The organism is Neobacillus sp. NRS-1170 (assembly GCF_050468025.1).
Genome location: NZ_JBITPF010000056.1, coordinates 113,108 through 137,817, shown reverse-complemented (window position 1 = coordinate 137,817; position 24,710 = coordinate 113,108). Strand labels below are relative to the sequence as shown.

The window sequence follows — 24,710 nt, the reverse complement described above, 5'->3', positions numbered from 1 at the left end:
TTTTCGTGGAATTTGTTTATTTATGACGAACGAGGGGGTTTTTTACTCATGGTGAAAAATGATGTATTTAACGCACGTTCTTCCTTTGAAGCAAACGGCAAAACTTATCACTACTACCGTTTAAATGCATTGGAAGAAGCAGGCATTGGGAATGTATCCAAATTGCCTTATTCCGTAAAAGTATTACTTGAATCTGTCCTTCGCCAATACGATGGACGTGTAATTGCAAAAGAGCATGTTGAAAACTTAGCAAAATGGGGAACAAACGAGCTTCAAGAAGTGGACGTTCCATTCAAGCCAGCTCGTGTTATCCTTCAAGACTTTACTGGAGTTCCTGCAGTAGTTGACCTTGCTTCTTTAAGAAAAGCAATGGCTGACCTAGGCGGCGACCCAGATAAGATTAATCCAGAAAAGACAGTAGATCTTGTTATTGACCACTCTGTACAGGTTGATGCCTATGGATCAGCTGATTCTTTAAAAATCAACATGGATTATGAATTTGAACGTAACGCAGAGCGTTATCAGTTCTTAAGCTGGGCACAAAAATCCTTTAACAACTACCGTGCGGTTCCACCTGCAACTGGTATCGTTCACCAAGTAAACCTTGAGTACTTGGCTGATGTAGTACATGTTGCAGAAGTTGACGGAGAGCTGGAAGCATATCCTGATACATTAGTAGGGACTGACTCCCATACAACAATGATCAACGGTATCGGTGTTCTTGGATGGGGCGTAGGCGGAATCGAAGCTGAAGCAGGAATGCTTGGTCAGCCTTCATACTTCCCAGTACCTGAAGTTGTAGGTGTTAAATTAACAGGTGAACTTCCAAACGGTGCAACAGCAACAGACCTTGCGCTTAAAGTAACTCAAGTACTACGCAGCCATGGTGTTGTAGGTAAATTCGTAGAATTCTTCGGCCCTGGTGTATCTGTGCTTCCTTTAGCAGACCGTGCTACAATCGCTAACATGGCGCCTGAATATGGTGCAACTTGCGGATTCTTCCCAATTGATGGTGAATCTCTTGAGTACATGCGCTTAACAGGCCGTGACGAAGAAGGTATTAATGTTGTTGAACAATATTGCAAGGCAAATGGATTATTCTTCAATCCATCTGACGAGCCAGTTTATACAGATGTAATCGAAATCGACCTTACTCAAATTGAAGCAAACCTTTCTGGTCCTAAGCGTCCACAGGATTTGATCCCGCTTTCAAAAATGAAGGAAGAATTCGTAAAAGCTGTTTCTGCTCCACAAGGCAACCAAGGCTTCGGCTTACAAGCTGATGAACTTGAAAAATCAGCAGCCGTTAATTTCAACAACGGTGATCAAACTGAAATTAAAACTGGTGCAGTAGCCATTGCATCTATCACTAGCTGTACAAACACTTCTAACCCATATGTTTTAGTGGGTGCTGGACTTGTTGCGAAAAAAGCAGTTGAACTTGGAATGGAAGTTCCTAAGTTTGTTAAAACTTCTTTAGCACCAGGTTCAAAGGTTGTAACGGGATACCTTCGTGATTCCGGATTGCTTCCATACCTAGAGCAAATCGGCTTCAACCTTGTTGGTTACGGCTGTACAACATGTATCGGTAACTCCGGTCCATTAAAAGAAGAAATCGAAAAAACAATCGCTGAAAACGATCTTTTAGTTACATCTGTTCTTTCAGGTAACCGTAACTTTGAAGGACGTATTCATCCGCTTGTAAAAGCAAATTACCTTGCTTCACCACCGCTAGTTGTTACTTATGCTCTTGCTGGTACAGTGAACATTGACTTCGCATCTGAACCAATTGGTAAAGATAAAGACGGCAACGATGTATTCTTCAAGGATATCTGGCCAACAACTGCTGAAGTGAATGATGTTGTTAAGAAGACTGTTACTCCTGAATTATTCCGTAGAGAGTATGAGAATGTGTTCGGAGACAACGAGCGTTGGAACGAAATCAAAACAAGCAATGAGCCATTATATACTTGGGATGAGGATTCAACTTACATTGCGAACCCTCCATTCTTTGAAGGCTTATCACCAGAACCAGGCACTGTTGAGCCATTAACTGGACTTCGTGTTGTTGGTAAGTTTGGTGACTCTGTTACAACTGACCATATCTCACCTGCAGGAGCAATCGGCAAGAATACTCCGGCTGGTAAATATCTATTAGAAAAAGGCGTACAGCCTCGTGACTTCAACTCTTACGGATCTCGCCGTGGTAACCACGAAGTCATGATGCGTGGTACATTCGCAAACATCCGTATTCGTAACCAAATCGCTCCTGGCACAGAAGGCGGCTTCACTACTTACTGGCCAACAGGCGAAGTTACATCTATCTATGATGCTTGCATGAAGTACAAAGAAGAAGGCACTGGCCTAATGGTACTTGCAGGTAAAGATTACGGAATGGGCTCTTCACGTGACTGGGCTGCGAAAGGTACAAACTTATTAGGCATTAAAACAGTTCTTGCTGAAAGCTTCGAACGTATCCATCGTTCAAACCTAGTGTTAATGGGCGTACTGCCACTTCAATTCAAAGATGGCGACAGCGCTGAATCACTTGGTTTAACTGGTAAAGAAACATTTGAAGTTCAAGTTGACGAAAACGTAAAACCACGTGATCTTCTAAAAGTTACATCTACTGATGAAGCTGGCAACAAGAAAGAATTCGAAGTTCTTGTTCGTTTCGACTCTGAAGTGGAAATCGATTACTACCGTCACGGCGGCATTCTTCAAATGGTACTTCGTGAAAAATTACAAGCATAAAAATGAAAACACCATGCAGCTTTTGCATGGTGTTTTGTTCTTAAATACTGTATTGATCCGGCTACGGTAATTAGGAGAGGCTCCTAATGCTCATGAACTCCAAAAATGAACGGCTACGGTAATTAGGAGAAGCTCCTAATGCCCGGATGCTTCAAAAGTGAACGGCTACGGTAATTAGAAGTGGCTCCTAATGCCCGCATGCTTCAAAAATCAAGGGCGACGGTAATTAGTAGCGATTCAAAATGCCCCCAGTTAATTAAATTAACGGTCGCAAAAAGCTCTTTATAATTTTGTCATAGGGGAAAAAGAAAATGATTCAAAATATCATAGCAGAAAGATTTAATATCTTAGCCTCTGAACTAATGCCGATTAGTACCGGATTTCATAATTCAGTCTATTCCTATGAACATGCCGGTACTAATTTAGTTTTTAGAATCTCAAATGGAACAAGAAGAAGTTTATCTGAGCTTGAAAATGAATTAAAATTCGTATCAACTTTTGCAGAACAAGGGATTTCAGTATCGAATCCAATACTTTCTAAATATGAACGTATGATTGAAGAAGTGGATTATCAAAAACAAAAGTTTTATGTTGTTGCTTTTGAAAAAGCTGAAGGAGTTCCAGTTGATGTAACAAACAAAGAAATTTGGAATGTTAATTTATTTTACAGTTGGGGTAAGTTGACAGGTAAGATGCATAGGGTATCTAGTAAATTGGATGCCAAGTTGGACAGACCCAAATGGACAAAAAAACAACCTGATCTTCTTAAGCTTATTCCGAAAATATCTTCAACAATGATTGCTGACCGATATCTAGATCTACTTGAAATCCTAAAACATTATAATGAAGACCTTAATTTGTTCGGCCTTATGCATAACGATTTCCATCAGGGAAATTTCTTTGCGAAAGACGGAAGGATTACCGTTTTTGATTTTGATGATTGTGCCTATCATTGGTTTGCCTATGATCTCGCCGTTTCCTTCTATCATGCCTACTGGCAGTCTTCATCTTTTGTCGCTGAGTGGACTGATTTTAGTGAGAATTTTTGGGTTCATTTTCTAAATGGATATCAAACTGAACACTCTGTTAGCAAACACCTGCTTGAACAAATTCCTATTTTCTTGAAAATAAGAGAGATTTTTTTATATGTTTTATTTTTGGAAAAGTGGGATTTGCAGCATCTTGAAGATTGGCAAGCCTTTACATTAAAAGATTTAAAACAGAAAATAGAGGATAAAACGCCTTATTCAAATGTTGATTTTAAAGAATTGATTGACAAATTCATTTGATTTTCAATAAAATGGAACTATCAAACGAAAAGGAATGAATTTGGGCCGATGAAGTTATAATCTTTTTTTTCAGAACATGATTCGAATAACGAAAAATGTTGAACCTGAAGAATAGGATTAGTCTGTCCTTTTTATGTCCTGATCGTATAACGATGTATTCAAGGCCCTTTATTGGCTTATTTGTCGACCGATCATACATAAAACTCTCTTCAGGTTCATTTGAAGGGAGTTTTTTTATGAACCAAATAATAAAAGTATCTGGATTAGATAAAAGTTTTAATTTAGTGAAAATATTAGAAAATATTCAATTTGACATAAAAAATGGGGAAAGGATTGGACTGGTGGGGTATAATGGCACTGGCAAAACAACGCTGGCTAATATTCTTTCAGGGAAACTTCCCCCTGATAGCGGCCAAATTGAGGCTTCAAAAGATTTAAAGATTGGTTACCTATCGCAATCCATTGATTACGAAGTTAGTGATTTTCAACAGTCTCTTTCAATGAATAAGGAAACTGAATTTTATAAGCATGCAAGTGAACTTGGCCTTAAGAAAGCATATGAATGGGAAGAGAGTCGTTTAACCCATTTAAGCGGCGGTGAAAAGCTGAAGCTCGCCTTGTCTATGATTTGGGCTTCAAAGCCAGGGTTTTTAATATTAGATGAACCTACAAATCATCTGGATTATAAGGGAATTGAATGGTTGATATCTGAATTAGACAAATTTCCAGGGGCGGTACTTATCATCTCGCACGACCGCCATTTTTTGGATAAGACCGTTACCAGGATATTTGAATTAGAAAATAAGAAAATTCATTTTTTCAATGGGAATTATAGTGAGTATCAAAAGCAAAAACAAAAGAAGTTTAAAGACCATATGCACCAATATGAAGTACAGCAAAGGAAAGTAGAAGACATCGAACTGCAAATGGAGCAGCTTAAATCATGGTCTGATAAAGCTCATAGTACTTCGACGAAACAAGGCAGAGATTATGGCACTAAGGAATATCATCGCGTTAAAGCGAAGAAGCGGGATGCACAAGTAAAATCAAAAATGAAACGGCTGCAAAATGAATTAGATAAGAATAAAATCGAGAAACCACTTGAAGATGCAAAGGTAAGATTTCAATTTGAAAGCGACGGGAAAAGAGGAAAGCGAATTATTGAGGCGAAGAAACTTACAATGACATTCGAGGAGCGGAATCTTTTTCAAGATGCTCATTTTTATATTATTCACGGTGAAAGAATAGGTCTTTTAGGTGAAAATGGCTGCGGGAAATCAACCTTAATAAAAATGATTTTAGGCCATATTGATTCATCTGGCGGCAATCTATGGACAAGTGACTCCCTTAAAATCGCTTATTTAAGCCAAGATGTGGATGATTTGCCGTCTGATAAATCGGCGCTTGAAGCATTAGGATATACGGATAGAGAAAGCATACTTCAAGCCCGTACATTGTTAGCTAATCTAGGGTTGAAAGAGCAGCATATCACAAAGCCCATTAACACTTTAAGTCTAGGTGAAAGAACAAGAGTCAAATTGGTTGATATGTTAGTACGGGATTACGATGTCCTCGTTCTTGATGAACCCACCAACCATTTGGACTTACCAAGTCGCGAGCAGCTTGAAAAAACTTTGAGCGAATTTACCGGGACCATTATTACCGTTTCCCATGATTATTATTTTTTAAATAAGCTTTGTGACCGATTGCTTGTGTTTGAGGAACAAACGATTAAACGCGTCGAGATGAAACCTGAGGAATATTTAAATAAAAATAACGAAATTAATGATAATCACGAGACTTTGTTAATTATTGAAAATAGGATCGCCTCAATTTTAGGAGAATTATCCATTTTAGATCAAAAAGATCCCAAATATGTGCAATTGGATCAGGAATTTAAGGACCTATTAAAGCAAAAAAGAAAAATAATCGGCTAATAACTTGAAAAGAGCAGGTCGGACCTGCTCTTTTTAGGCTAGGGTTTAATATAGAATTGAAATTTCCTCATTTATTAAGACTTAATAAGTCAAGTAAAGCTTTCTCTTTTTCTTCCCGCATCCCGGATCTCCACTCATCGGCTGACAACGATCGTGTCTTTTCCCAAGCATAAATATCCGCAATACTTTCTACAAGAGGCCTAAAGGTAAGGCCGCTAGAAACAGCCTTATCTTTATTTATTGAAAAGGTTCCCTTCCAAGGCTGATCTACATCCTGTGAAATCGGATAATTCTCAGGAACATAAAGCGGCATTTCTGTCCAAGGCGCAACGCCTTGATCCACCAAAAATTTTTCATCAGCCCAAACCAATTCAGCATTTGAGCCCGTTACTTTGATACAGGCATCCAGAAATTCCTTCATGGATAAGGAATAATCCGGTCCTGTTGCATTAAAAGTACCAGCCGCTTGGTTTTTCATCATCAATAAGATCCACTTAGAAAGATCATTATTATCAATCAGTTGTACTCTACGATCCGGATTTCCAGGCGCCAAGACCTTCCCACCCTTAGAAATTCTATGTATCCAATAGGGAATGCGGTCTGTATAGTCATTCGGGCCAATTAACTGTCCAGCCCGAACGTTTAACACACGTCCTGGCAAATTTTTTTCAGCTATCCGTTCACATAGGGCTTTAAAATGTCCATAATATTCATAAACTGGGCCATTCACATCTTTTGTAAGTTCATTCGCTTCCTCAAGGGTCATCTCTAAAACAGGATATGTTTCATCCAAATTTTCCGGAATCCAGTCCTTATATACCGATATACTTGAGATAAAGGCATATTGATTCACCCGGTCCATTAAAACTTGAGTTGAATTTAGCACTGTAAACGGTATAAAACCGCTCGTATCCAAAACTGCATCCCAATAGCGATTCTCTAATTCCTTTAAATCACCAAACCGATCCCCTTTAATAATTTCAACATCCTTTAATCCATGATTTTGATTTCCGCGGTTAAAAACAGTTACTTCATGATTTTCAGCTAAAGCCTTCTCGACAAACGTTCTTCCTAAGAAGCGGCTTCCGCCTAAAACGAGAATTTTCATAAAATAATCCCTCCTCAACATGGTTTTATTTTACCAATTTTCAGAAAATTAAAGAAACAAAAACGATGCTGCTATAACTAAAAACTAAAAATATTGCATCTACTCTAGATATTGTTACAATATCTATGGTATGTAAGAAAATTCAGCTTTAGATGCAGACTTATACATATAGAAGTGGAGATGATTTTTAAGTGGAAAGCTCATTTTTACAATCTGTTTATTACGAAAACGGAATATTAAACATATTAGATCAAACCAAAATTCCAGAGATCACCGATTTTCTAGAAATCACGAAAATAGAAGATGCCTGGGATGCGATTAAACAATTAAAGGTCCGAGGCGCACCGGCGATCGGGATTGCTGCGGCCTATGGATTATTACTTGGAATCAAAGATGCACCCGAGAATTCATTCGACGAATTTTACTCTGTATTTAAAAAGCAAGCAAACTATTTAGCGACTTCCCGGCCAACAGCGGTCAATTTATTTTGGGCATTAAAAAGAATGGATGACCGTGCCCAAAAAGAAAAAGACCAACCCGTTGCCCGAATTATAGAGGCACTTGAGAATGAAGCCCATTTAATTCGAACGGAAGATGAAGAAGTTTGCCGGTCCATTGGCGAGCATGCTTTAACACTTCTTCATGATGGTATGGGTATTCTAACACATTGTAATGCTGGCGGTATTGCAACGGCCAGGTACGGGACGGCTCTTGCCCCGCTATATCTTGCGCAAGAAAAAGGCTGGGATATCAAAGTGTTTGCAGATGAAACAAGACCATTATTGCAAGGAGCCCGGTTGACAGCATGGGAGCTGATGCAAGCAGGAATCGATGTCACCTTGATTACCGACAGTATGGCCGCTATGGTGATGCAAAAAGGCTGGGTGCAGGCAGTTATTGTGGGCTGCGACCGTGTGGCAGCCAATGGAGACGTGGCCAACAAAATTGGAACCTATGGTGTGGCATTACTAGCCAAAGCCCATGATATACCTTTCTATGTTGCAGCTCCAACCTCAACCATTGACTTGGAAACGAAAACAGGGGCAGATATCCCTATTGAAGAAAGGGAGGCTTCTGAAATTACGGAAGGGTTCGGGAAAAGAACGGCCCCAGAAGGTGTAAAGGTCTTTAATCCAGCGTTCGATGTTACTCCACATGAAATGGTGTCAGCGATCATCACAGAAAAGGGCATACTAAGAGGGAATTACCAAGAAGAGCTTCCAAAACTTTTTAAAAAGTAGAGAACGGAGGCAGCAATGAAAATTGAGATAAAACACAAAAAACAAATTTGCGAAATCGGCAAAAGAATCTATGATAAAGGGTTTGTTGCAGCGAATGATGGCAACATTTCCATTCGTCTCTGCCAAAATGAATTTCTTATTACGCCAACAGGTGTAAGTAAAGGGTTTATGACCCCGGATATGATCATCAAGGTAGATGGGGAAGGCAATGTGTTAGAAGGAGATTACCGGCCGACTTCAGAAATGAAAATGCATTTGCTTGTTTATCAAGAGCGTCCGGATATAAATGCGGTTGTGCACGTGCATCCACCGTATGCAACGGCATTTGCCATTGCGGGAGTTCCATTAAATCAAGCCATCATGCCGGAGTCGGTAGTTTATTTAGGAACAATACCGGTAGCGGAGTATGGAACACCATCGACTTCTGAAGTACCGGATGCTGTTAAGAAGTATGTTCCTCAGCATCAGGGCGTATTGCTGGAAAACCATGGTGCTTTGACATGGGGACGGGATCTTGAACACGCTTATTTTTTAATGGAATCATTAGAGTTTACAGCAAAAATCAATTGGATTGCCAAACAGATGAGCGGTGATCGAGAGTTATCAAAAGAGCACGTCCAAACGCTTGTTGATATGAAACACAAGATGGGTATCAATGGAATTTCGCCAGTTGGTGCAGATGTTCCAGCTGGGATCCATGCGAAGAAAATCACAAACCTACTCGAATATTCACTCTCGGAGCAGGATTTAAATCTAATTGTTGAAAAGGTTACAAGCAAGGTCTTAACAGAATTAAAAAACATATTAAAGTAACGTCGACATTGTTCACAGAATCGGCATAAGCAACCTTTGTTTCAACAGGGATTATAGTGTAAAATCAATGGTAGCAAATATGATTGGATAAAGGAGGGAGTCGGGTATGATGAAAAAAGTCATTGCTGCTGTAGTTTTGATCTCATTACTTACTGTAGCAATTGTACAGGCTATGGATAAAAAGACAGAACAACCCGATACCGCAAGTACAGCATCAGTGAATAAGGAAGGCTTAGCCATTGGGGCAAAGGCGCCTGATTTTGAATTAAAAACATTGACTGGTGAAACAGTTAAGCTTTCGAACTTAAAAGGGAAGAAAGTCATGCTGAACTTTTGGGCTACCTGGTGCCCGCCTTGTAAAGCGGAAATGCCTGAAATGGAGCAGTTTTACAAAGAAAAGGATAATGATCTCGTCATTTTGGCTGTCAACATAGACCCGCAGTTGGAAGTCCAGAAATTTGTTGATGAAAACAAGATCACCTTCCCAATCCTTCTTGATGCAGAGGATAAAGTAAATGAAAATTACCAAATTTTATCGATTCCAACTACTTATTTTATAGATAGTAAAGGCATCATTCAGAATAAATTTACCGGAGCTATGACTCTTGATATCATGAAAAACAATGCAAGTAAATTAAAGTAGTCGAACAACGTTGGTATAATACCAGCGTTTTTTTTATCTTATATAAATTTTCAAAAAGTTGTAATAATTGCAACCGATTCCGGGCATAATAACTGTTACAATAGGATATAAGGATGGTGATAGTGATGAGAAAACCTAGAAAACGCTCATTCGCAGAACTAGTATTAGAAAATAAATCTCAACTTTTGAAAGACCGTGCTGCAATGGAAAAAATCGAACAGCGCTTAGAAGAAAAACGCCTCGGCAAAGCAGAGTAATCACAATGTTTGCCAATCATGGTTTGTAATCCTTATGGACAAAATATAACCAAGGAGGGATTATGACTATGACTAAAGGCTATAAAACAAAACGTTTCGCCCCAGACCATTTAGGGACACAACCTAAAGGAATTAGTGGAAATAAAGGAAACAAAATGAATGATACATCTGGCAAGCATGCACAGGTAATTCAAACAAAAGGTGAATAATTTTATTGGATATAAGACCCAAACGGCGAAAGCCAAAGGGTCTTTTTTGTTGAAATTCTTCACATATTTTTTAACCTCCATGACAAACTATATCTGTACCATTTATATTTAAGGAGGATTTACAGATGGAACAATACAATAACCAACCAAAACCAGATGATCGCAGTGATAATGCTGAAAAGCTGCAGGCCATGATACAAAATACCCAGGATAATATTCAAAAAGCAGAGCAGTCCCTTTCCTTTACGGATAGTGAACAACAACGCCAGCAAATCGAAGCAAAAAATGAACGCAGACGCGAGAGTGTTGAATCATTCCGAGCAGAAATCAAGGATGAAACCTGAAAAAATTTAGACTTTAACGCCTAAAGGATCTAGTCAAACATGACAGGTCCTTTTTTTAGGTACATGCCTTATAGTATGGTAAGATAAAAGGGAATTTTTGATGAAGAAGTGATGATATTGAATCAACAAATAAACAACCAAGACATAATAGAACAGCACATAATCCGTTGGGAAAAAGAATTAGACCAAAATGGTTTTATATCAGATGAAAACCTGTTGATGAGTTTGTTAGGGAATGAAAGAAATCCGCTAACACTTTCGAAGCTCTTAACCTTTGCGGCTATTTCACGAAAATGGCAGAATAAAAAGGATTCACTGGCCGATTTTTGGTTGGACAGGGCGCTAGAGCTAAATCCACATAATCAAGAAGCAAAGGAATATTTGCTTCAGTCCAATTGGAAAAAATGGAAAGATGTATTGACACAGCTTTCTTTTCCATCAATCAGGGAAACAGATAACCGCACGGCAAAAAAGAAAACAGCGGAAGAATACATACAAATTTGCCAACGATTTTTATCAGAGGCTGACGATTCATTAAGTGAATTGGAAAAGGAAATGAACCTTGCAACGGGGCTGAACGATCATACGATTACCTCAAAGTATCAAATGCTTTTTAAGTTGCTATCCTCTGCTATAACCGAAACCGTCAGTCTGTTAAAGGCGGCAGAAGAATACGACCAATCCATTACCGGAGTGTTTCATACCTCCACCTTTTATGATGATTTAAAATCACATTTGGCAGCTGTGGAAGATATAAAGCGGCAGTGGCAAAGTCATTTTCAAGAAGAAGAAGCAATCGAAGTAACTTATGAAAATGCCTTGGACCAGCTGAACACAATGGTCGGCATGGAGCAGGTAAAAAAGCGGGTCAACGATTTTTATCGATTTATCAAGTATCAAAAGACCCGAAAGGAAATCGGTTTCCAAATAAAAGATGATTTAAGCCTAAATATGATCTTGACTGGGAATCCAGGAACCGGGAAAACTACACTTGCCCGCCTGTTGGCTAAAATTTATCACGAATTAGGTGTCTTGCCCCGTGAAGAAGTGCTCGAGACGAATCGGGCACAATTGGTTGGAGCCTTTGTCGGTCAGACCGAAGAAAACGTAAAGGCTGTCGTTGAACGCTCGATTGGGGGAGTGCTATTCATTGATGAAGCTTACAGCCTTAAACGCGAGGGCCAATCAGGAAATGATTATGGTCAGGCAGCTGTGGATACACTTGTTTCGATGATGACGAGTTCGGAATACGGAGGCAAGTTCGCCGTCATATTAGCCGGATATCCGGAAGAAATGCGATCCTTTTTGGATGCAAATCCGGGCTTACGAAGCCGTTTTCCACAATCTAATTTCATTCATCTCCCTAATTACTTAAACGATGAATTAGTGATGATTGCTGAACAAATTGCTTCAGAGAATGATTATTTTATGACGGAAGAAGCGAAAATCGAAATAGTTAACCGAATAGATATGGAGCGGGTGGATGACACATTCGGAAATGCTAGAACGGTTAAGAACATTGTTATGGATGCTATTTTTAAAAAAGGATCTGAAAAAAAAGATCATAACGAAGAATTCATTGATTATATGGTATTAAACAAAGAAGATTTCCTGATTGAGAACCCGAAAACTGAGGATTCACCAAAGGACCAATTAAACAAATTAATTGGTTTAAATTCCATCAAAGATGAAATGCATGCTCTGATTTCTTTTGTAAAAATGCAGCAGTTCAGGCGGAATCAAGGACTGCCAACCGTTCCGATTCAGCTTCATGCTGTTTTCACAGGAAATCCGGGGACAGGTAAGACAACGGTCGCCAAACTATATGCTGAAATGCTAAGAGAGTGTGGCATTTTAAAAAGAGGTCATCTGATTGTCGCCAGCCGTGCCGATTTTGTGGCAGGCTATGTGGGGCAGACAGCTGGGAAAACAAAGAAAATGATCAAGCAAGCCCTTGGTGGTGTATTGTTTATCGACGAGGCCTATTCACTACTTAGCCACACAGCCGGTGATTTCGGCAAAGAGGTCATTGATACACTTGTCGATGAAATGACAAAGCATAATGAAAATTTGGTTGTCGTGTTAGCAGGATATCCAATCGAAATGGAAGAATTACTAGAAAGTAATCCTGGGCTCCGTTCAAGGTTTAAAAAGTTCTTTTTCTTCCCTGATTATTCTTCGGAAGAGATGCTGTCCATTATGGAAGCCTATGCCGGACGATTCCAATATCAATTGACAAAAGAGGCAATTATGTTGCTGCGTGAAACGATGGAAGCTGAAAATTATAAAGGGAATGGCCGCTTTGCAACCAATTTGGTTGATGAAATCATTCAAGCACAGGCTGCTAGATTAATGACAGGGCAGGAAGCAAATCTCCTTGATAATTTTTTATTTCTGGACATGGAGGATGTTAAAAACGCACTGATGAAAATGTAAATAGACGAAAGAAAGGAACATTTTTGTGGATAATTATTTTGTTTCTCTAAGAGAAATTCAGCTTTACTACGCAGATACCGATATGATGGGTGTCATTTATCATGCAAATTATTTAAAATTTTTTGAGTTAGGCCGTACAGGGTTTATTGAAGATATTGGTTATAGTTATCTATCAATGGAAGAAGCAGGCTATTATGCTCCCGTCTATGATATTCAAATCACCTACAAAAAGCCGTTAAGATATGGAGATAAAGCTTTCGTCAAAACATGGGTTGAACTCAATGATGGAATCAAGACCATCTATGGTTATACCATTTTTAATGGGGAGGAGGAGGTGTGTGCCGAGGGTAAATCTACCCATATTATTGTTAGAAAAGATAATTTCAGACCCACCTCTTTCAAGAAGACCTTTCCGGAATGGTATTTAAAGTACGAGGAAATTAAGAAAAAGGATTGAAGCATTGGGGTGAAGTAATTGGCTTTTGGCATAAAAAGGCGGGAGTTAATCGAATGGAAAAGGAAAATAGATATCGGGGAAATTGCATTTTTAACCCACTACTGGCTGGATGACCGTTTCCCTGGTTGTAAGACTGTAACAAAGGTTGGCTGCTCAGATCTTGAGAAATTGGCAGAATGGGGAAAAAAATACGGATTGAGGAAAGAGTGGATTCATCACAGAATCGATGGCTATTCTCATTTTGATTTAATTGGCGACCGCCAGCAAGAGATTCTTAAGCAGGAAGGTTTAATGGAGCATATATGGATGAACGGCACAGTTGAGAATTAAGGAATCTTCAACTGTGCCTAATTTTTTAACCCATTTTTTTATATTCAAAGACTGGTTCCTCATAATCAGAATGATAGGTAATAACTAAATCATGATTGTCAAAGTACCACAAATCTTTTTCTTCAATATAAAAAGTAATCTCATCAAGGTTTGATGCTGCACCAATATCGACGGGCTCCTCTGTCGATATTCCGAGAGAAAATCCACTTTGGACCGTACTGCATCCGCCATATCTTACAAAAAAACGGACAAAGTCTCCATTTTTTATATTGAGTTCCTCTTTATACCACGCTGCTGCTTCTTTTGAAATGTGTATATTCATGCGGTCTCCTTTCCATTTTTCCTCACTTATATTATAAATGATAACTCTTTATGGGCATAACGATAAGATTTATAAATTATCCCAGACTATTTAATCCACTGAACCATGTGGGATTGGATTTCTTTGTATTTTGCTTCCGAATTTTGCAATCCAAACCCGCCTGCTTTTTCTAAAGGTACGACACGATAATGATGATGTTTCTGGCTCGTCACATAGGTTGGATAAAAATTAGGATTCGAAAGTTCAATCGAATTTCCTTTGTCGGAAATATGTTTAAAAATATCGATGGTTGCTAAACCGCCAATATCTTTATAATCACCGTATTGGGCAGAGATAAAATTACCTAATGAATAAATGATGAACGTCTTTCTGCCATCTTTCGTTTCAATCCAGTCCATCGGCTGAAGGACATGGGGATGCGATCCAAAGATGATATCAACACCTTCATTTGCTAGAAATTGAGCTAAATCCTTTTGTTCTATCGTTGGGATTCGCTGATATTCATTTCCCCAATGGATGCTCATCACCAAGACATCGGCTTCTTTTCTAGCTCGATGAATTTCTTCCTTCATCACTTCTCGATTGATAAGGTTAACGAGAAAATCCTTTCCTTTTGGTACTGGGATGCCGTTCGTTCCATACGTATAGGCAAGGAAAGCAAGCTTAATGCCATTTTTATTGATTATCCTTAATTTTTGACGATCTTTTTCATCAAGGAAGCTGCCAACATGGGGCAAACCGATCGAATTCAAATAGGCAGTTTCAGACTGAATTCCTTTTTCGCCTTTATCGAGGGTATGATTATTAGCCGTAGAAACAATGTCGACACCCGTTGCAACAAGAGCATCGGCAACCTCATGGGGACTGTTAAACATTGGATAGCCTGACAGCCCGATTTCTGCTCCTCCTAACATACTTTCCTGATTTGCCGTAAGGATATCAGGATTTTCCAACAACGTCTTTACATTTTCAAACATTGGAACGAAATTATAGGAAGCTCCATTGAAGGCATCTTGATAAACAAAATTGTGGATCAGAATATCCCCAATGGCACCAAGCGTAACCTTTTCAGTCATTTCTCGATTTTCAATCAAGGATGGCCTTTTCTTATGTATCTGAAAAGAATGATGATTTTCTTTTTTGTCGGTATTTTTTTGCTGAAGAAGGAAGTAAGCGGTTCCGAAAATACAAATAAATATTATTATAAAAGACGGTACAATAACTCTTTTTTTCATATGTACTCCTATAAGTGGTTTGTTTCTTATTATTACTATAATTTAGGTAAATATTAAAATAATACTTCGAAAATAAAGAAAAGCGGAGACACCAGTTAATGGCGGCTCCGCTTTTTCAATGAATTATTCATTTTGGTCTATTCCAAGAAGGAACTCAAGTAATTCATCAAAATCTTTCGTTACCTTTGGTTGAGTGGGATCGGCGGGTGGAGAAGGAGAAAATTCAACAATAAATTCATTCACATCATTACTATCGGATACAACTGTTGAAAAATGATAGTCTTTCTTTACTTTCTGCATCCAAAACACCCCCAAAAAGGTACTGTTATATAACTTTATTTTACCTTAAATCATACGGGCTGCATGGAATAATTATGAAAATTCTATGAAAAAAGGCCCTAAAGGACCGTTCAGATCCGTTTAGAGCCATTTAATTTTCGGTTCTGTTTTATTGATAATTCTTTTAATGTTTGCCCGGTGCCGGTATATTACAAAGGTTACTAATAATGTTACCGCAATTAGTAAGGGGATATCCCATTCTCGAGTAAACCCAGATATTAATGTAAAAAGAATCGCTATAATTCCTGCAATCATCGAAGATAGTGAAACATATTTCGTTATGTATAGACTAATAAAGAAAGCAATTAATACCGCGACAAACATCAATGGTGCGCAATACAGAAGTACACCACCTGAAGTCGCAACTGCTTTTCCGCCGCGAAACCCGGCAAAGATGGGATACGTATGGCCGACAACTGCGAAACCTCCAGCAAGCAAAGGATTTATGTCAACATGAAATAAATGCGGCAATGCTGCTGCTAACGTTCCTTTCAATATATCAGCTAGGGTTACGACTAAACCTGCTTTTACCCCAAGGGTTCGAAAGGTATTGGTACCGCCTAAATTTCCGCTTCCATGCTGGCGGATATCCGTTTTATAAAACGCTTTTCCGATAATTAAACCAGAGGGGATAGAGCCGAGCAAATATGCCAGGATCAAGACTAAAATAATTTGAACCATTGATAATTTCTCCTTCTATAAAAGATCCAGTTCTTCTATTTTACCATGTATTTTTGAAAAAACACTATTCAGCTTGGATTTAGCCACGAAAAAATACCTAATTAAGAAAAATACCTTCTCAATACCAAAAAGATACCTTACGATAGAATCAAGGAGGAAATAATTCATGGCACGCATTGAATATCATAAGACAAAGACAATATCACCAAAATTAATCATCGGCGGATTGATAGGGGCTGGGTTGCTTATCATTTCATCGATTTTTCTATTTTTCTATCCTTTTGCCTCGACAGAGAAAAAAACTTATTTTAAAGGGGAAAATCCGATACTTTATAAAGGGAACCAGCAGGGAAATGCCATTATTGAAGGGAATACTGTGTTTGTCCCACTAACATTTTTACAGGAACAAATTGACCCATCTATCCTTTATGATGAAAAATCAAAATCTGTCATTATTACAACTAAGGATAAAGTTGTCCAAATGCCGACCGATTCATTAACCTATTTTGTTAATCAAAAGGGAGTCACCTTACAGCTGTCACCTATTCTATCGATGGACGGAAAAATTTTCGTTACTATTGATTCGATCCTTTCTTTCTTTCCCATTCAATACAAGCAAATACCGGGAAGTGAAGCCATTTGGGTTCAGCGCGATGGTGAGAAATACGAGACTGCAAGATTAATAGATAAGGACGTTAATAATGAAAAGCTAAGACTCCGTACTAAGCCCACCTGGTCATCACCGTACACAGCAGATATGAAGAAACAAGAAGCCGTCACCATTGAGGGTGAAAAGGAAGATTTCTATCTTGTTAGGAAGACCAATGGGATTAGTGGTTATATCAAAAAAGAGTATGTCCAGAAGGAGAAAGCTGAAAGAATCACGATAGACCTAGAAAGTAAGACCTTTCAGCTTCCTAAATTAAATGGGCCGATTCAATTAACATGGGAAGCTGTTTATAAGAAAAATCCTGATTCAACAAAAATTCCTGAAATGGCAGGCGTGAATGTAGTATCACCAACTTGGTTCTCTCTTGCCGGAAGTGATGGAACGATAAAAAATCTTGCTTCTCTTGACTATAGCAAATGGGCGCATGGAAAAGGTTATCAAGTTTGGGGAGTGTTTTCTAATGCCTTTGATCCCAAGCTCACAAACGAAGCATTTAAAAACTATGAAACAAGGCAAAATATCATTCGCCAATTGCTGCAATATAGCCTGATGTATCAATTACAGGGGCTTAATTTTGATATTGAAAATGTAAATCCAGAGGATGGTCCGCTCGTGACACAGTTTATGAGGGAAGCAGCACCATACTTGCATGAAGCTGGATTGGTCGTTTCTATGGATATCACCTTTTCTGCAGGTGAAAATAACAACTGGTCATCCTTCTATGAAAGAACGAAACTCGCCCAAATTGCTGATTATTTAATCGTGATGGCCTATGATGAACATACCGATTCATCCTTAAGTGCTGGAAGTGTGGCAAGCCTTCCATGGGTCGAAAGCAATTTGGAGAAACTGCTGACAGAAGTTCCAAATGAAAAGTTAGTCCTGGGTGTTCCCTTGTATGCGAGACTTTGGAAGGAACAAACGAAGCTAGACGGAACGATGGAACTTAGTGCTGAGGCACTAGCAATGGATAAAGTAAAAGCATGGGTTACTGAAAAGGGATTACAGCCCTCGTACGATGAAGAAAGCGGTCAAAATTATGCAGAGTATTATGCAGAAGCTGAAAAAGCCACCTATAAAATTTGGATTGAGGATGGGCAGTCCTTACAAAAGCGAGCAAATTTAGCGATTAAATACAAGCTTGCCGGCATTGGAACCTGGTCAAGATATTTTGGCGATCAAACTGCGTGGACCGCATTAAATCTAAATTCCAACAAAGCGATTACTCAAAAATAAAAGATAAACAAAAACCGGCTTTTGCCGGTTTTTTGTGTAAAGTAAGAACAATTAGAGTCAATTTTATTACAAAAATATGGAGAATTTTCTAACGATTTATTAATCCGTTGAAAGCCATGGATACGCCCAATATAATTTAGATATACAACCATATATAACGAAGAATTTCCGGCCAGATCGAACAAAAAATGGTCGGTTTATCTTTATATTCCAATAATATATTTAAGGGAGTGAGGGTGATGAACATGCAAATGGATAATGATTTAAGTTACCATGCATTGTTAGAAAAATATGAAGAAACCATTAAATTAAATCGATATTTAGAGAAACGGATTGATGAGATTGCCGCAGAAAACAAACATAAAGAAAATCTGTTAATTCAGCAATCGCGCCTTGCTGCAATGGGGGAAATGTTAGCTAGCATTGGTCACCAATGGCGGCTGCCTTTAAACAGTTTAACCCTCTTAATCCATGATTTAAAGGATGCCCTGGTATATGGGGAAATTAACGACAAATACTTAGATCGATTCACTAGGGACAGCATGAGTCAGATCACACAGATGTCAGAGACAATTAATGATTTTCGGAAATTTTATAAATTTAACAAAGAAAAAACCACCTTTTCTGTTGGTGATTCCATTGAAGAGGCTTTGTCTATTTTTTCTTTAAGCCTTCAAAACCATGGGATTGTGGTTCAATTTGAATACAGGGGTCAGCAAATGGCATATGGAGTACCCAATGAATACAGCCAGGTGGTGCTTAATATCTTAACAAACGCACGAGACGCCTTTGTACATAAGGAAATTCCTAATCGAAAAATCATCATTAAATTAACGGAAACCGATAACATCATAAAAGCTGAATTCGTCGATAATGCCGGTGGAATAGACCCAGCACAAATCCATAAAGTATTTGAGCCATATTTTACAACGCGCCCGCAAGGCACAGGCCTCGGATTACATATGTCAAAACTGATCATCGAGAAAATGAATGGCTCTATCACGGTAGTAAATACCGGCCATGGTGCCCGATTCAGTTTATTACTGCCAAAGGTATCTGTTTCTGATAACACTCCCTCCGATTAAGTTTTTCCTTTTAGAACAGTTTATTATGTTTTTTTGATAGAAAAAGGTAAACTAAAAGGAAAATATATTTAGGAGTGGATCAGAATGGCGATTGAAAATCCAAGCCGTGATGAAATCAAGGATATATTAAAAAAGGCAAAAAGAATTGCTGTCGTAGGATTAAGTAATAATCCAGAACGTACTTCTTATCAAGTTTCAGCTGCTATGCAGAAAGCTGGCTATGAAATCATTCCCGTCAACCCTACTATCGATGAGGCACTCGGTGTTAAGGCTGAGGCGTCATTGAAGGATGTCGAAGGTCCAGTTGACATTGTAAATGTGTTCCGCCGCTCCGAACAGTTGTTTGATGTAGCGAAGGAATTCGATGGAATGGGTGCCCCAGTTTTTTGGGCCCAGCAGGGGCTTGTCAATGAAGAAGCCTATGAATTCCTAAAGTCTAAAGGTTACACGGTTATTATGGACCGGTGTATTAAAGTTGAGCATGCACTAACAAAATACTAAATTTTTACCAAAAAGCTGCTGATAAAATATGCGGCTTTTTACTTTTTTTTGACCAAATATGCACCAAAATCAGATGACAAAAATATGTAGTTTTAAAATACTTATTTGCCAAATCGAAATAAATCGCTAAAATAAAGCATAGACGCCGCATGAACTTGTGGTAAAATTATGTAGCAAACACTCGTTCTAATTATTATTTTTCATATAGAATGAATTCACTTTTTATTATTTGTTTCTTTTTGTAGGGTATGAAAGGGGTATTTTAGTGGCAAGAAATCAGCAAGCATTTGATTATAATGATGACGCCATACAGGTACTGGAAGGTTTAGAAGCCGTTAGAAAGCGTCCAGGAATGTACATTGGAAGCACCGATTCACGCGGACTTCACCATCTCGTCTACGAGATCGTGGACAATTCAGTCGATGAAGCGCTTGGCGGATTTGGTGATCACATCATTGTAAAAATACACAAAGACAATTCAATAAGCGTAATTGATAAAGGTCGCGGTATGCCTACCGGGATGCATAAAATGGGGAAACCGACTCCAGAGGTCATCTTAACTGTTCTCCATGCAGGGGGAAAATTTGGCCAGGGCGGTTATAAGACTAGCGGCGGTTTGCACGGTGTTGGTGCATCAGTCGTCAACGCATTATCGGAGTGGTTAACCGTAACTATAAAGAGAGACGGTTTTGTCTATGAACAACAATTCGAACATGGCGGGAAGCCAATCACAACACTCGAAAAAATCGGTAAAACCAATCAAACGGGAACTACGATTCATTTTAAGCCGGATCCAACGATTTTTTCGACGACAACCTATAATTTTGAAACTTTATGTGAGAGGTTAAGAGAATCAGCGTTCTTGTTGAAGGGACTCAAAATTGAAATCCTTGATGAACGTAATAATCTACATGAAGTATTTCACTACGTTAATGGAATCGAAGCCTTTGTTGAGTATTTAAATGAAGAAAAGGATGTTCTTCATCCTGTCGCCAGCTTTGATGGCACACAAAATGGCATAGAAGTTGAATTTGCCTTCCAATTTAACGACGGCTACTCGGAAAATGTTTTATCTTTCGTCAATAATGTCCGCACGAAGGATGGCGGGACACATGAAGCAGGTGCTAAAACTGCGATGACAAGGGTGTTCAACGATTATGCCCGTAAGGTGGGATTGTTGAAAGAAAAGGATAAAAACCTGGACGGTTCCGATATTCGTGAAGGATTATCTGCCATTGTCTCAGTTAGGATTCCTGAAGAACTGCTCCAATTTGAGGGGCAAACAAAAGGGAAATTGGGTACGAGCGAAGCCCGGTCTGCAGTAGATGCGGTTGTTTCGGAGCAGCTTTCCTACCTGTTAGAGGAAAATCCAGATATAAGCTCTCTCCTTGTCAAAAAAGCGATTAAAGCCTATCAAGCACGTGAAGCAGCGAGAAAGGCCCGCGAGGATGCAAGAAGCGGCAAAAAGCGGAAGCGTTCAGAAGCCGTATTATCTGGTAAATTGACACCAGCTCAGTCACGCAACCCGCAAAAAAATGAGCTTTATCTTGTAGAGGGTGACTCAGCAGGCGGATCTGCCAAACAAGGCCGTGACCGTCGTTTTCAAGCAGTACTCCCTTTAAGAGGTAAAGTTATTAATACAGAAAAAGCGAAACTGGCGGATATCTTTAAAAACGAAGAAATCAATACCATCATTCATGCAATTGGCGGCGGTGTAGGGTCTGATTTCAATGTGGAAGATATTAATTACGATAAAATTATCATTATGACCGATGCTGATACAGACGGTGCTCATATTCAAGTCCTACTGTTAACATTCTTCTACCGCTATATGAGAGCGCTTGTGGAAGCAGGAAAAGTGTTTATTGCCCTGCCTCCTCTTTATAAGGTGAGTAAAGGAACTGGCAAAAAAGAAATCATCGAGTACGCCTGGAATGAAGATGAATTGCAGGATGCCATGAAAAAGGTTGGCAGAGGCTATATGATACAGCGCTATAAGGGGCTTGGTGAGATGAATGCAGACCAGCTATGGGAAACGACGATGGATCCAGAAACACGTACCCTTATTCGCGTTAAAATTGACGATGCTGCCAGAGCAGAACGCAGGGTTACCACTCTTATGGGTGATAAAGTAGAACCCCGCCGCAAATGGATAGAAAGTAATGTGGCATTTGGAATGGAAGAAGATGAATCTATTTTAGAAAATGAAAATATCACAGTTGTTGAGGAGGGTGCTGAAGGATGAGTGCAAACGAAAAATTCCGCGACTTACCTCTTGAGGATGTACTAGGCGATCGTTTCGGAAGATATAGTAAGTATATTATTCAGGAACGTGCCCTCCCGGATGCTAGAGACGGTTTAAAACCCGTACAGCGAAGGATTTTATACGCGATGCATGTTGAAGGAAACACCCATGAAAAAGGCTTCCGTAAATCAGCAAAAACCGTTGGTAACGTAATCGGTAATTACCACCCTCACGGTGATACCTCCGTTTATGATGCGATGGTACGTATGAGTCAGGATTGGAAGGTCAGAAATGTTCTTGTCCAAATGCATGGAAACAACGGAAGCGTCGACGGTGACCCGCCTGCTGCGATGCGTTACACTGAAGCCCGTCTATCGGCAATTGCCTCTGAGTTATTACGTGATATCGATAAGCAAACGGTAGATTTTATTCCAAACTTCGATGATACGTCAAAGGAACCAACTGTTTTACCAGCGATGTTCCCGAACCTTCTTGTTAACGGGTCAACCGGGATTTCTGCTGGTTATGCAACGGATATTCCTCCACACCATCTGGGTGAGGTCATTGATGGGGTCATCATGAGAATGGATAAACCGGATGCTTCTGTTGATGAACTTATGACGATTGTTAAAGGTCCAGATTTCCCTACAGGCGGCATTATCCAAGGGATAAATGGAATTAAAAAAGCCTATGAAACTGGTAAAGGCAAAATTATCGTCCGCAGCAAAGCAGAAATTGAAGAGGTACGCGGCGGAAAACAGCAAATCGTGATCACTGAAATTCCTTATGAAGTGAATAAAGCAAATCTCGTCAAAAAAATGGATGAATTTCGTCTGGACCGGAAAGTGGAAGGAATATCAGAGGTCCGTGATGAAACAGACCGAACTGGCCTTAGAATTGTCATTGAGTTAAAAAAAGATGTAGATGCTGAAGGTGTCTTAAACTACTTATATAAAAATAGTGATCTTCAAGTGACATATAATTTTAATATGGTAGCTATTCATAATAAGCGTCCAAAATTAATGGGTCTTCGAGAATTATTAGATGCTTATATCGAACATCAAAAGGAAGTTGTGACAAGAAGAACACAATTCGACCTTAATAAAGCCAAGGAACGCCAGCATATTGTCGAAGGCTTAATGAAAGCATTATCGATTCTTGATGAAGTAATTGCGACCATCCGAGCATCGAAGGATAAACGGGATGCAAAAGACAATTTAATCGCCAAGTACGGCTTTACCGAGCTGCAGGCTGAGGCAATTGTTTCTTTACAGCTTTATCGCTTAACCAACACGGACATTACCGCGCTAAGAAATGAAGCGGAAGAATTAGCGAAAAAAATCGAAGAGCTTACGAGCATCCTTGAGAGTGAGAAAAAACTCCATTCTGTTATCAAAAAAGAATTAAAAGATGTGAAAAAGCGCTTTGCCGATGAACGTCGTTCAAAAATTGAAGCAGAAATTGAAGAGCTTAAAATCAATCTCGAAGTGACGGTGGCCAGTGAAGATGTAATCGTGACTGTTACGAAAGATGGTTATGTGAAGCGGACAAGCCAGCGCTCCTATGCAGCATCAGGCGGGCAGGACTTTGCGATGAAAGAAACCGATCGTCTGCTGGCACAGCTGGATATGAATACGAAGGATGTCCTGCTCCTATTCACGAACAAGGGAAATTATTTATTCAGCCCAGTTCATGAGCTTCCTGATATCCGCTGGAAGGACCTTGGCCAGCATGTGGCCAATATTATTCCAATTGATCGTGACGAAGAAATCATTCAGGCGATCCCTGTAAAGGATTTTGAAGCAGATGCCTTCTTAGTATTTGTGACAAAGAATGGAATGGTAAAGAAAACCGAGCTAAAAGCCTATAAAGCGCAGCGTTACTCAAAACCGCTTGTTGGCGTGAATCTGAAGGATAATGACCAAGTAGTGGATGTCCATTTAACTGACGGGGCCAAGGAAATTTTCATCATAACCCATAATGGTTATGCCCTTTGGTTTGATGAGGAAGAAATCAGTATTGTTGGTCAGCGTGCAGCAGGAGTAAAAGGCATTAACCTTAAGGATGGCGACTTTGTTGTTGGCGGTAAAATCATTAGCACTGACAGTAGTGAATCTGTTGTTGTCGCAACACAACGCGGTTCTGTGAAACGAATGAAATTGAAAGAATTCGATAAAGCGACTCGTGCTAAACGCGGCGTGGTAATCCTAAGGGAGCTTAAATCCAATCCGCATCGGATTATGGGATTTGTCGTAGCAAATGACCTGGATGAAATTTATATTCAGACGGAAAAAGGATATATTGAAACCTTAAAAACGGCTGATATAAAGTTTAGTGATCGCTACTCGAACGGTTCGTTTATCCTTGACGAAGGTGAAAACGGAAAAGTGGAAACCGTTTGGAAAGAGGAAAAACCAGAAACTTCAAATGAATAATTGTAAGGAAAGACTCTCTTTTAAAAAGGGAGTCTTTTTTACATGAACGCCCTTAGGAATTCTAATCAAAATTTAATCCAAAAATTAATTTTTAAAATTGACGATGACTTTGTGGAGGAATATAATTAGGCTACCTAATTATT

Annotated in this window: 22 protein-coding genes; 17 read left to right on the top strand and 5 right to left on the bottom strand. The window is 39.2% G+C overall.

The window, feature by feature from the left end; translation table 11 throughout:
• The first annotated feature begins 48 nt into the window (after positions 1-48).
• The 3 genes from acnA to abc-f all read left to right on the top strand — a co-directional run bounded on the left by acnA (position 49) and on the right by abc-f (position 5,980).
• Positions 49-2,754, top strand: a complete 2,706-nt coding sequence (gene acnA, locus ACIFOT_RS23130) for an aconitate hydratase AcnA (protein WP_430068416.1) — start codon at positions 49-51, stop codon at positions 2,752-2,754.
• A gap of 311 nt (positions 2,755-3,065) precedes the next feature.
• Positions 3,066-4,043, top strand: coding sequence for a phosphotransferase enzyme family protein (locus ACIFOT_RS23125; RefSeq protein WP_430068413.1), 978 nt, complete (start codon positions 3,066-3,068; stop codon positions 4,041-4,043).
• Positions 4,044-4,279: 236 nt separating this feature from the next.
• Positions 4,280-5,980, top strand: coding sequence for a ribosomal protection-like ABC-F family protein (gene abc-f, locus ACIFOT_RS23120; RefSeq protein ID WP_430068410.1), 1,701 nt, complete (start codon positions 4,280-4,282; stop codon positions 5,978-5,980).
• Between the two features lie 67 nt (positions 5,981-6,047).
• On the opposite strand, the gene ACIFOT_RS23115 is transcribed toward abc-f, so the two are convergent.
• Positions 6,048-7,088, bottom strand: a complete 1,041-nt coding sequence (locus ACIFOT_RS23115) for an NAD-dependent epimerase/dehydratase family protein (protein ID WP_430068408.1) — start codon at positions 7,086-7,088, stop codon at positions 6,048-6,050.
• Between the two features lie 191 nt (positions 7,089-7,279).
• Between ACIFOT_RS23115 and mtnA the strand changes: the two genes are divergently transcribed.
• From mtnA to ACIFOT_RS23070, 9 genes are all read left to right on the top strand, one after another.
• On the top strand, positions 7,280-8,329 hold the full coding sequence (gene mtnA, locus ACIFOT_RS23110; protein WP_430068405.1) for an S-methyl-5-thioribose-1-phosphate isomerase: 1,050 nt from the start codon (positions 7,280-7,282) through the stop codon (positions 8,327-8,329).
• A gap of 15 nt (positions 8,330-8,344) precedes the next feature.
• Complete coding sequence (locus tag ACIFOT_RS23105; RefSeq protein ID WP_430068403.1) at positions 8,345-9,142, top strand: class II aldolase/adducin family protein; 798 nt, start codon at positions 8,345-8,347, stop codon at positions 9,140-9,142.
• 106 nt (positions 9,143-9,248) lie between these two features.
• Entirely contained in the window at positions 9,249-9,785 is a 537-nt protein-coding gene (locus ACIFOT_RS23100) for a peroxiredoxin family protein (RefSeq protein ID WP_430068401.1), read from the top strand.
• Between the two features lie 125 nt (positions 9,786-9,910).
• Positions 9,911-10,042 (top strand): FbpB family small basic protein, encoded by a 132-nt coding sequence (locus ACIFOT_RS23095; RefSeq protein WP_160723454.1) that lies wholly within the window; start codon positions 9,911-9,913, stop codon positions 10,040-10,042.
• A gap of 68 nt (positions 10,043-10,110) precedes the next feature.
• Positions 10,111-10,251: an acid-soluble spore protein N gene (locus ACIFOT_RS23090; RefSeq protein ID WP_420491684.1), complete on the top strand. Its 141-nt coding sequence runs from the start codon at positions 10,111-10,113 to the stop codon at positions 10,249-10,251.
• Positions 10,252-10,376: 125 nt separating this feature from the next.
• Complete coding sequence (gene tlp, locus ACIFOT_RS23085) at positions 10,377-10,595, top strand: small acid-soluble spore protein Tlp (RefSeq protein WP_430068398.1); 219 nt, start codon at positions 10,377-10,379, stop codon at positions 10,593-10,595.
• A 111-nt stretch (positions 10,596-10,706) separates the two neighbouring features.
• Entirely contained in the window at positions 10,707-13,031 is a 2,325-nt protein-coding gene (locus ACIFOT_RS23080; protein ID WP_430068395.1) for an AAA family ATPase, read from the top strand.
• Positions 13,032-13,056: 25 nt separating this feature from the next.
• Positions 13,057-13,488 carry an acyl-CoA thioesterase gene (locus tag ACIFOT_RS23075; protein WP_430068392.1) on the top strand — a complete coding sequence of 144 codons (432 nt, stop codon included), beginning with the start codon at positions 13,057-13,059 and terminating at the stop codon, positions 13,486-13,488.
• An 18-nt stretch (positions 13,489-13,506) separates the two neighbouring features.
• Positions 13,507-13,818, top strand: coding sequence for a hypothetical protein (locus ACIFOT_RS23070; protein ID WP_430068389.1), 312 nt, complete (start codon positions 13,507-13,509; stop codon positions 13,816-13,818).
• Between the two features lie 25 nt (positions 13,819-13,843).
• Here ACIFOT_RS23070 and ACIFOT_RS23065 read toward each other — a convergent pair whose 3' ends face one another.
• The 4 genes from ACIFOT_RS23065 to plsY form a co-directional block, all read right to left on the bottom strand.
• Positions 13,844-14,140, bottom strand: a complete 297-nt coding sequence (locus ACIFOT_RS23065) for a HesB/YadR/YfhF family protein (RefSeq protein WP_430068387.1) — start codon at positions 14,138-14,140, stop codon at positions 13,844-13,846.
• A gap of 86 nt (positions 14,141-14,226) precedes the next feature.
• The gene (locus tag ACIFOT_RS23060) at positions 14,227-15,375 is read right to left on the bottom strand and encodes a CapA family protein (protein WP_430068384.1); all 1,149 of its coding nucleotides are present in this window, start codon (positions 15,373-15,375) and stop codon (positions 14,227-14,229) included.
• Positions 15,376-15,498: 123 nt separating this feature from the next.
• Positions 15,499-15,675: a hypothetical protein gene (locus ACIFOT_RS23055; protein ID WP_430068380.1), complete on the bottom strand. Its 177-nt coding sequence runs from the start codon at positions 15,673-15,675 to the stop codon at positions 15,499-15,501.
• Positions 15,676-15,795: 120 nt separating this feature from the next.
• Positions 15,796-16,395: a glycerol-3-phosphate 1-O-acyltransferase PlsY gene (gene plsY / locus ACIFOT_RS23050; RefSeq protein WP_430068376.1), complete on the bottom strand. Its 600-nt coding sequence runs from the start codon at positions 16,393-16,395 to the stop codon at positions 15,796-15,798.
• A 166-nt stretch (positions 16,396-16,561) separates the two neighbouring features.
• Here plsY and ACIFOT_RS23045 point away from each other — a divergent pair, with 166 nt between their 5' ends.
• The 5 genes from ACIFOT_RS23045 to parC all read left to right on the top strand — a co-directional run bounded on the left by ACIFOT_RS23045 (position 16,562) and on the right by parC (position 24,567).
• A complete protein-coding gene (locus ACIFOT_RS23045) occupies positions 16,562-18,301 on the top strand; it encodes a glycosyl hydrolase family 18 protein (RefSeq protein ID WP_430068373.1) in 1,740 nt (579 codons plus the stop codon).
• A 239-nt stretch (positions 18,302-18,540) separates the two neighbouring features.
• Positions 18,541-19,386, top strand: coding sequence for a sensor histidine kinase (locus ACIFOT_RS23040; protein ID WP_430068370.1), 846 nt, complete (start codon positions 18,541-18,543; stop codon positions 19,384-19,386).
• Positions 19,387-19,470: 84 nt separating this feature from the next.
• On the top strand, positions 19,471-19,887 hold the full coding sequence (locus ACIFOT_RS23035) for a CoA-binding protein (RefSeq protein ID WP_430068368.1): 417 nt from the start codon (positions 19,471-19,473) through the stop codon (positions 19,885-19,887).
• 265 nt (positions 19,888-20,152) lie between these two features.
• Positions 20,153-22,132 carry a DNA topoisomerase IV subunit B gene (gene parE, locus ACIFOT_RS23030; RefSeq protein ID WP_430068365.1) on the top strand — a complete coding sequence of 660 codons (1,980 nt, stop codon included), beginning with the start codon at positions 20,153-20,155 and terminating at the stop codon, positions 22,130-22,132.
• Complete coding sequence (gene parC / locus ACIFOT_RS23025) at positions 22,129-24,567, top strand: DNA topoisomerase IV subunit A (RefSeq protein WP_430068363.1); 2,439 nt, start codon at positions 22,129-22,131, stop codon at positions 24,565-24,567. The genes parE and parC overlap by 4 nt, the downstream gene beginning before the upstream one ends.
• The last annotated feature ends 143 nt before the right edge of the window (positions 24,568-24,710 follow it).